This window comes from Streptomyces sp. NPDC051576, assembly GCF_040681835.1.
Classification (GTDB): domain Bacteria; phylum Actinomycetota; class Actinomycetes; order Streptomycetales; family Streptomycetaceae; genus Streptomyces.
Genome location: NZ_JBFAZO010000024.1, coordinates 1 through 8327, shown reverse-complemented (window position 1 = coordinate 8327; position 8327 = coordinate 1). Strand labels below are relative to the sequence as shown.

The window sequence follows — 8327 nt, the reverse complement described above, 5'->3', positions numbered from 1 at the left end:
AGGGATGCCGGAGCGACACGGTTCGGAGGCTTCCCGAAGGCCCGGGGCTTCACGGAAGCAGTTCAGTCAGTGGCCCTCCGGCCGGGAGGAGAGGTGAGACAGGGAGGCCGGTAGTCGGTGCCGGGCAGGTAACGTCGCCACTGAGCGGTGGTGATCTTGTGGCGGCTCAGGGCGCAAGCGCGGGCGGTGGCCGCGGGGACGGTGGTTTCCCAGATCTGTACCGTGCGGTCGGCGCTGCCGCTGATCACTCGGGTGCCGTCGGCGGTGAAGGCGACAGACTGGACTGCGCCGGTGTCTCCGGTGAACGTGGCCAGTAGGGCGGGCCCGTGGGGGTCGGCCACGTTCCACAGGCGCACGGTGCGGTCGTAGCTGCCGGTCGCCAAAGTTCGGCCGTCCGGGCTGAACGCCACGTGGGTGACCACGTCGGCGTACCCCGTCAGGATTGCGGACAGGGTGGGATGGCGGGGGTCGGTGATGTTCCACAGGCGCACGGTGCGGTCGTCGCTGCCGGTCGCCAGGGTCCGGCCGTCCGGGCTGAAGGCAAGGGTGTCCACGAAGTCCTTGTGGCCGGTGAGAGTGGCCAGCAGGGTTGGGTGGCGTAGGTCGGTCACGTTCCACAGGCGGATGGTGTGGTCGTCGCTGCCCGAGGCGAGGATGCGGCCGTGGGGGCTGAAAGCGACGGGTTTGACGTTGAGGGTGTGTCCAGTGAGGGCCGCCAGGGGGGCCGGGTGGTGGGGGGCGGTGACATCCCACAGCCGTACCGTGTGGTCGTAGCTGCCGCTGGCCACGGTCTTTCCGTCCGGGCTGAAGGCGACCGAGTAGACGTACTGTGTGTGTCCGTGCAGGGCGGGGCCGTACGAGGCCGGATGCCGGGGATCGGAGAGGTCCCACAGTCGCAGCGTGGTGTCGGAGCCACCGCTGACCAGGGTGGTGCCGACGGGGCTGAGGGCGATGACGGCGCTGGCGCCGGGGTGGGCGGTGAAGGTGGACAGTACGAGCGGGTGGTGCGGGTCGGTGATGTCCCAGAGGCGGACGGTGCCGTCGTAGCTGCTGGTGGCCAGGGTGTGCCCGCCGCGTTCCGGTGCCACGGTGCTCAGTCCCGCGGCGCTGCCCGTGAGGGTAGTCGCTGTGGCGCTGAGCAGTCCGTCGCGGGTGATGTTGTCGGGGGCGAGGCGGTAGGCGGCGAGGCTCAATTGTGCGGCGAGTGACGGGTCGTCCTGGCGCAGTGCCGCCGCCTGCTCCGCGACGCGCTGGGCGAGGATGACGTCGCGTTGGTGTCGGAGGGAGTTCTGGGCATGCATGGCATACCCCATGGCTGTTCCGGCGGCCAGGAGGAGGGCGACGAGGAGCACTGCGAACTGGCGCGCGCGTCGTAACCGGCGGCGTACGAGGGTTGCTTGGGTGATTTCGGCGGCCGTGCCGGCGTCGAGGAAGTCGCGTTCGCGGCGGGTGAGGTCCGTGGGCGGGAGTTCCCGTGCGGCGGCGAGGCGGGTGCCGCGGTAGAGGGCGCCGGGGTCGCGGTCGAGAGATTCCCAGATTTCGGTGGCCTCGGCGAGGCGTCGGTGTTCACGGAGCCGGTCGCGGTCTTCGGTGAGCCAGCGGGTCAGGCGGGGCCAGCAGCGGATCAGCGCCTCGTGGGCGATCTCCACACGGTTGTCGTCAAGGGTGAGCAGGCGGGCGCGTGCGGCCTGCTCGAGGACGAGGGCAGTATCGGCGGTGTCGTCGAGTTCGGAACGCACCAGACGGCGTTTGGTGTCCTCGGTGCCGTCGCCGAGTGCGGTCAGGCGCAGGAAGATCTGCCGGGCGAGCCCCTGTTGGTGCCGGGTGAGTTGGGTGTAGAAGGCTTCGGCGGTCTGCGCAAGGGCGCCTTCGATTCCGCCCGCCTGCTGGAATGCGGTGAAGGTGAGTGCGTTGCCGCGTCTGCGGTGCCAGGTTTCGAGCAGGGCGTGGGACAGGAGCGGGAGCACTCCGGGCTGCCCCTTGGCCTCGGCGGTGAGGTGGGCGAGGAGGGCGCCTTCGACGGTGAGGCCGGCGCGGACGGCAGGTTGTACGACGGCGCGGCGCAGTTCCCCAGTGGTCATGGGGCCCACGGGGACCTGGGCGTCGCGCAGGGCGTCGACCAGGTCGGGGTGGCGGGTGCAGTGGGCGTAGAAGTCCGCGCGGACGGCGAGCACGATGCGGCAGCGGCTGGTGGGGGCCTGTGCGGCGGTCACGAGAGCGGTGATGAAGGCGGTGCGCTCGTCAGGGTCGGTGCAGAGGGTGAAGATTTCCTCGAACTGGTCGATGACGAGGACCAGTTCGGCGTCGTCGGGACGGTTGGTCAGGATCTGGCGTACGACACGGTGGAGGTTGAGCGGGTCGGCCGACAATTCGGCGAGGAGACGGCCGGGGGTGTCGCAAGCGAGTGCCGCCAAGTGAATCACGCACTCTTCCAGAGGATGGGGGCCGGGGGTGAACACCACTGCCTCGGCGACGAGGGGCAGCAGTCCGGCCCGCAGGATCGAGGACTTGCCCGAGCCCGAGGCTCCGAACAAGGCGAGTAATCGGCCGTGCCGAAGTCGGTCGGCGAGATCGGCAACGAGGCGTTCACGGCCGAAGAAGCAGTCGGTATCGGCGCGTTGGAAGGGGGCGAGGCCGACGTAGGGCGGGCACGCGGCGTCCTCTTCGGATTCACCTGTTGCGTCAGAGGCGGTCGAGGCCGATGGTGGACGCGGTTCGGCGGCGAGCTGCGTGGCGGTCTCGTGCCAGGCCCGCGCCCACTGCTCCTCGTCGCCACCACAGGCGCGTACGTACGCCAAGGTCACCACCAAGGTGGGCAGTTGGCGACCGCTCGCGGCGCTGGAGAGCGTTGCGAGCGAGTAGTGCGCCCGCTTGGCGAGGTCCCTGTAGGTGGGGTTCCCCGCCATCTGCCGCAACTCCCGTAATCGAAGAGCGAACTCCGCCAAGGGCCCGCCCTCGGGATCCAACGGACGCTCACCACGCGGCACAGTGGCCACCTCCCCCGAGTTGACTGCGTTGTTCACCATCCGTTTGTTCAGTACCCGCGGTCCGATTCCGAACAACGAGTGACAGCTACAACCTTGTCGAGGACGTGCGTTCCGCGCACCGAAAACGGGAGGAGGATCTCGTGAAGATCCGAGCCAGATACGTTGCGGCCATGTTCGCCGTAGCCGCGCTCGTGGGGTTGTCGGCTCCGGGAGCTGTCGCCCAGGACCAACCCGGCGTAGCCAAACGATCGGTGAGCGAGTTGAAACCGGTCAAGTCGGACGTGGCCGCTCAGGTCATCTCACACATCATCAACAACAACAGTGGCAAGTGCCTCGTGGACCCGGGCGGCAGTACCACAGCAGGCGAGAAGTTGATCCAGTGGTCCTGCAACGACAACTACAGCTCCCAGTACTGGAGCCTCGAGGACGGCTTTACGGATCAAAACGGGGACGACTGGTACCACGTCGTCAACGCCTACAGCGGCCAGTGTCTGGGTGTTCCCGGCGCCAGCACGGAAGCCGGACTGCAGGTCATCCAGTGGCCCTGCGGCAACTGGCCCGATCACTACTGGCACTTCGCCGAGGCTAACGGCCTGTACCAGATCGTCAACTACAACAGCCGGCAGTGCCTCGGCATCCCCGGCGCGAGCAAGGACGAAGGCGCAGCGGTGATCCAGTGGCCCTGCGGCAACTGGGCCGACCACTACTGGCGATAGCCGAACCGTGCCTGCCGCGGGCAGGCATCCCCGGCAGGCATCCCCCTTCTGTGCCTTGTGGCCATCCCAGACAGGAAGTACTCATGCACGCCACACCGATCAGCCGCAAGACGTTCCTCAAGGCCACGGCGGGAGTTGTGCTCACAGGTGTCCCAGCGCTGGGATCCGCGGCGTCCGCCCGGGCGGACGCCGCCGCGCTTCAGGTCACCAAGGTCGCCGATCTCACCGGTCCCGGCAACACGACCCGCTTCGGGATGGAAGCCACCGACCTCGGCATCCCCGTCCGTACACCCGACGGCCGGCATCTCTTCATATTCGGGGACACCTTTCAAAACGCGACGGTCGGAGGTGGCTGGTGGCGCTCCCCCGTGGCGCTGTGGGGTCAGAAGGCGCTGCTCACCGACAGGGTGGTCTGGACGGGCGCGGTCGGCGGGGAACAGGCCCAGCAGCTGTGGGCCTACGAGCACGACAACCCGGTCTTCTCCACCGTGCTGCCCTCCGACGTGATCACCATCGGCGGCACGATCTATCTGCACGCCATGGTGAACAAGGGCCTCGGCAACGTCGTGTGGACCGAGATCTGGCGCTCGGACGACTCCGGCGCGACCTGGACCCACACCGGCGCCAAGTTCCCCGCCGACCTGCACGGCGGCATGTTCCAGCTGTTCACCTGGGGACTCGGCAACGACGATTACGTGTACGTCTACTCGACCGGCTTCCAGCGCGACAAGCCGATCATCCTGCACCGCGTGCCCAGCGGCCGACTCACCGACCTGAACGCCTACGAGCCCTGGGGGTGGCGCGACGGCGCCTGGGCCTGGGGCAACCCGCCCACCCCGATCCTGGAGGGGAAGTTCGGCGAACTGTGTCTGCGCCCCCTCGACGGCAAGTGGATCCTGACCTGGTTCAACGCCGGCGACTACCGCATCGACGGCATCATCATGGACACCCCCACCTCGAACCTGTACACCGCCCGCCGCGAAACACTCATCTGGGGCGGCGCCTGGGGCAGCGAGGACGATACACATGTTGCCCAGCTGTACGGCGGCTACGTCATCCCGGGCTCGACACTCGACGACCTCCACCTGTCGGTGAGCCAGTGGAACACTCAGACCGGATGGCCGTATCACGTCATGCAGTTCCGCGTACGCGGCTTCGGCGGCCTAACCCCGTAGTCGCCCCTGCGCACGGCCCGCAACAGGCCCTCGCGCCCACGTGGCCCGTCACTGGATGCGCCATCACTTCCGCCCACATCACGGGTGATCGCTTCAGCCCGCTGATGCACCCCACCAACGACGAGATCGAGGAAGCCATCAGGGACATAGCCCTCCGGCCTGCCCTCGGATCCCTGGGCGCCCGGATTCTGAGGGGCTGAGGGGACGGCAAAGGGTGGTGCACGAAACAGTCGAGTAGGGACGCGCCATTTTCTCATCACGCCGCGCCAGCCTTTTACAACATAGTGGCCAAAATTATTCATCATCTTTTATTCATACTTGGCGGATTTATCCATCGTCCACCGGACGGTCCGAGTGGGCAGGAAGGGGAAGGACGTGCGGATCAAGACGGGCGCCGCCCTGACGGCGACAGCCGCTCTGCTGATCCTTATCGCCTTCGTTCTGCGCTTCGCCGTCCTTTCGGCGGACGCGGGGACGTCCGCCCGGGAGCCCCTGCCGCGCGAAGTCACGTCGCAGGAGGGATCCGTACTTCGCACTGCGGAGCAGTACTTGCTGCGCGACTGCATGCGGCGTCACGGCTTCGTCTACCGTCCCGCCACCGGGAACATTCCCGTGAAGCCGGACTTCCCTTACGTGATCGAGGACGTGGCCTGGGCCCGGGCACATGGATACGGCACGGACATCGACCGTGCGATCGCCCGGCTCAAGGAGGAAGACCCCAATCAGCGCTACTTTCAGTCTCTGCCGGAAGAACGCAGGCGCGAGGCCCTGGCTGCGGCCAACGGCAGCCGGATGGACCTCACGGTCACCACCCCCGATGGCGCCCGGGTCTCCCGCAGCAGCGAAGGCTGCCAGGCCGAGTCGGAGCGCATCCTCTACGGGAATCTGGACACCTGGTTCAAGGCCAGGTCGACCATGGACGCCCTGTCGGTGATGGCCAGTCAGCGAGTGCTGAATGACGCCCGGTTCACCGCGAAGGTCCGCGCCTGGGCCGTGTGCATGCGCGCGGCCGGCCACCCTTACGCGAGCCCATCAGATCTGCGGAAGCACACGGCCGCGCAGAAGCCGGCGCTGTCCGCCTTCCAGGAGAGGACTCTCGCCATGGCGGAGGCCCGCTGTGCCGGCACCTCGGGGCTGGCCAGGACCGCCGACGCGCTCGACGAAAAGTACATGGGGTCGTTGAGGCGGTCCCACTGGACGCTTGCCGTCGCCGAGCGCCGACTGCGTCTCGCGGCCCTTCGCCGGGCCCGCACGATCCTCGCCGCCAATCCGACCGTCGGCCCGACCGTCCCTCCCTCCGCCACCGCGAGCCCGGGCAACCGCAGCGCCTCCTCATCCTCCCGGACTTCGTGAGGAACTCCCCCCACTGCTCCCTCGATCAGGCAACAGCCCGAGGGCCGAACAAGGAAGAAAGAGAGAGGAAGAAACACTATGAGGAAACTGACCAGGCTTCTGCTGGCGACCGGTGCCTCGGTCCTACTGCTGGCGGGCACGCCGATCGTCGCGGAGGCGGAGCCGCATGCGGCCCAGGAGGCCGCGGTGCCCGCCGCGGGGGACGGCTACTTCCACATCTACCTGGACGCGGGCTTCGCCTACGAGTGCTACAAAGCGGGAGGCAACGTACGCAACTACCAGACCATCGGCTGCAACGACATAGCCTCCTCGGTGATCAACAGCGGGTACCCGGGGAACTTGGATGACGTATGGATGTACCAGGACGCGAATTACCTCGGCCAGCGGCGTGGCATCTACAACGGCGTCTCGATCTCCAACCTCGCGAATTTCGCCTATGACGACGGCGTGACCAACATGAACGACTCGATATCGTCCAGCCAGTGGACCAACCTGCCGTGAACCTACCTGAGCGGGCGCAAAGCACCCTGCGCCCGCCACCTACGCCCCCACCCTGACCCGGACCAGCAACGGCTGGGATCTGCGGCTCTCCCGGTAGTTCCGCCGCTGCCGCTCACGCACGGTGCCCGGCACGCTGAGCGCCCCGGGCACCGTCATCCTCGTTCCAGCACGTGGCCCGGATCACGGGCCGTCAAAACTTCTGACAGCAATACCGGTTTCCTGGTCCGTCCCTACTCGGGCCCCGAAAACAACCAGCCCGAAGGCACTGTCGCCAGTTTCAAAGACAACAGCGGCGTTGTCCGCTAGAGATCTTCACTGAGCATCCGCCAACTTGAAGTCGCAGGTCAACGGGCTGGTGTGACCGGTTCTCGGCCTGCTCTGGCTGGTGGTGGGTGGCAGTCTACGGAGTAGATCGTCTGTCAGCGGTTGACTTCGCGGTGGTCAGAACGAGCAGGGCGCGCAGGAGGCGGGGCGCAGGCAGGATCGGTGTGGAGCTCGGTGAGGATCCGTCAGTTCTTGAGGTGAGCGAAGCCGTGCTCGACCGGTGCGCGTTCGATGGGTTCGCGTGAGCGGCAGCCACCCGGGCGATCCCGGACGCGGGACGGGTCCCGGCGACCCTGAGTTACGTTCCTCGCTCGACGGGCTGATCTCATGGACAGCCGCTCAACAGCAAAAGGACTGGCCGAGGATGACGAACCGTCCGCGTATCGAGATCGTCGGTGTGATGCTCGGGTTGTCGGCGATGACGCTGCCTGATCCGTTTGTTCATTCATGGTGGCCGGGCATGTTGATCGCTGTGCGCGTTGCCGCCCTCGGCGCCTTTGCCGTTGGACAGGCTGTCAATAGCCGGCCTCTTGTTTCGGCTGCTCGGCTCGCCACCGTCACGACGGCCATCATCTGCGGCGGCGGGATTGTCACCGCCATCATCGCAGGGCCCCGAGCGAATACCGGCCAAGAATTCGTCATAGTCCTGGCTGGCTATGTGATGTTGCGTCTCATCGGTGCGACGGTAGATCGGCTGACGTCGTGGGTGAACATCTCCTTGATTGCATCGTTCGTCGGGACCGCGCTCGGTCTGAGCACGATTCTCTTGGTGCTGGTGGCCCATCCGGACCTGTCCGTATGGGCCGTCCTGGGCATCGGGGCCGGAACCGGCTACATGGAAGGCGTCATCACCGGGTTCGCACTGCGGCCGGGGAGCATGTCGGCGCGATGAACGACAAAGCGGGGCTGAGTGGACGTTAAGTCCGATCTTCCTCGGTTCGTGATCGCTCGATCGAGGTACTGATCCTCGGGTAGGCCATCTGATAGGCATGTGCATGCTGAGATGCGGGCATGGAGCGAGAGCCGTACCCCAGCGACTTAGCGGACGAGCAGTGGGCGTTGATCGAGCCGATGATCACGGCCTGGAAGCAGGACCGGGTGGCCCGGTCGGCGACCGGAGATCACGGATCCTGCGATCTGCGGGAGGTCGTGAACGCGATCTTCTACCAGAACCGACGGGCTGCCAGTGGCGTTACCTCCCGCATGATCTGCCGTCCTGGTCGGCGGTGTTCTACTACTTCGGCCTGTGGCGCCAGGACGGGCTCGACCAG

General features: G+C 66.8%; 6 protein-coding genes and 1 pseudogene. 6 read left to right on the top strand and 1 reads right to left on the bottom strand.

Translation table 11 applies throughout. The annotated features are described in order from the left end of the window. Positions 1-62 precede the first annotated feature (62 nt). A complete protein-coding gene (locus AB0M63_RS44540; protein WP_366023401.1) occupies positions 63-2906 on the bottom strand; it encodes a WD40 repeat domain-containing protein in 2844 nt (947 codons plus the stop codon). Between the two features lie 221 nt (positions 2907-3127). Between AB0M63_RS44540 and AB0M63_RS44535 the strand changes: the two genes are divergently transcribed. The 6 genes and pseudogenes from AB0M63_RS44535 to AB0M63_RS44510 form a co-directional block, all read left to right on the top strand. Next, positions 3128-3703, top strand: a complete 576-nt coding sequence (locus AB0M63_RS44535) for an RICIN domain-containing protein (protein ID WP_366023400.1) — start codon at positions 3128-3130, stop codon at positions 3701-3703. A gap of 83 nt (positions 3704-3786) precedes the next feature. Further along, positions 3787-4878: a DUF4185 domain-containing protein gene (locus tag AB0M63_RS44530; RefSeq protein WP_366023399.1), complete on the top strand. Its 1092-nt coding sequence runs from the start codon at positions 3787-3789 to the stop codon at positions 4876-4878. A gap of 375 nt (positions 4879-5253) precedes the next feature. Further along, positions 5254-6231 carry a hypothetical protein gene (locus AB0M63_RS44525; RefSeq protein WP_366023398.1) on the top strand — a complete coding sequence of 326 codons (978 nt, stop codon included), beginning with the start codon at positions 5254-5256 and terminating at the stop codon, positions 6229-6231. A 78-nt stretch (positions 6232-6309) separates the two neighbouring features. Then, positions 6310-6732, top strand: coding sequence for a hypothetical protein (locus tag AB0M63_RS44520; RefSeq protein ID WP_366023397.1), 423 nt, complete (start codon positions 6310-6312; stop codon positions 6730-6732). A gap of 565 nt (positions 6733-7297) precedes the next feature. Further along, a complete protein-coding gene (locus AB0M63_RS44515; protein ID WP_366023396.1) occupies positions 7298-7948 on the top strand; it encodes a hypothetical protein in 651 nt (216 codons plus the stop codon). Positions 7949-8067: 119 nt separating this feature from the next. Continuing rightward, a pseudogene (locus tag AB0M63_RS44510) lies at positions 8068-8327 on the top strand (transposase); the annotation flags it as partial.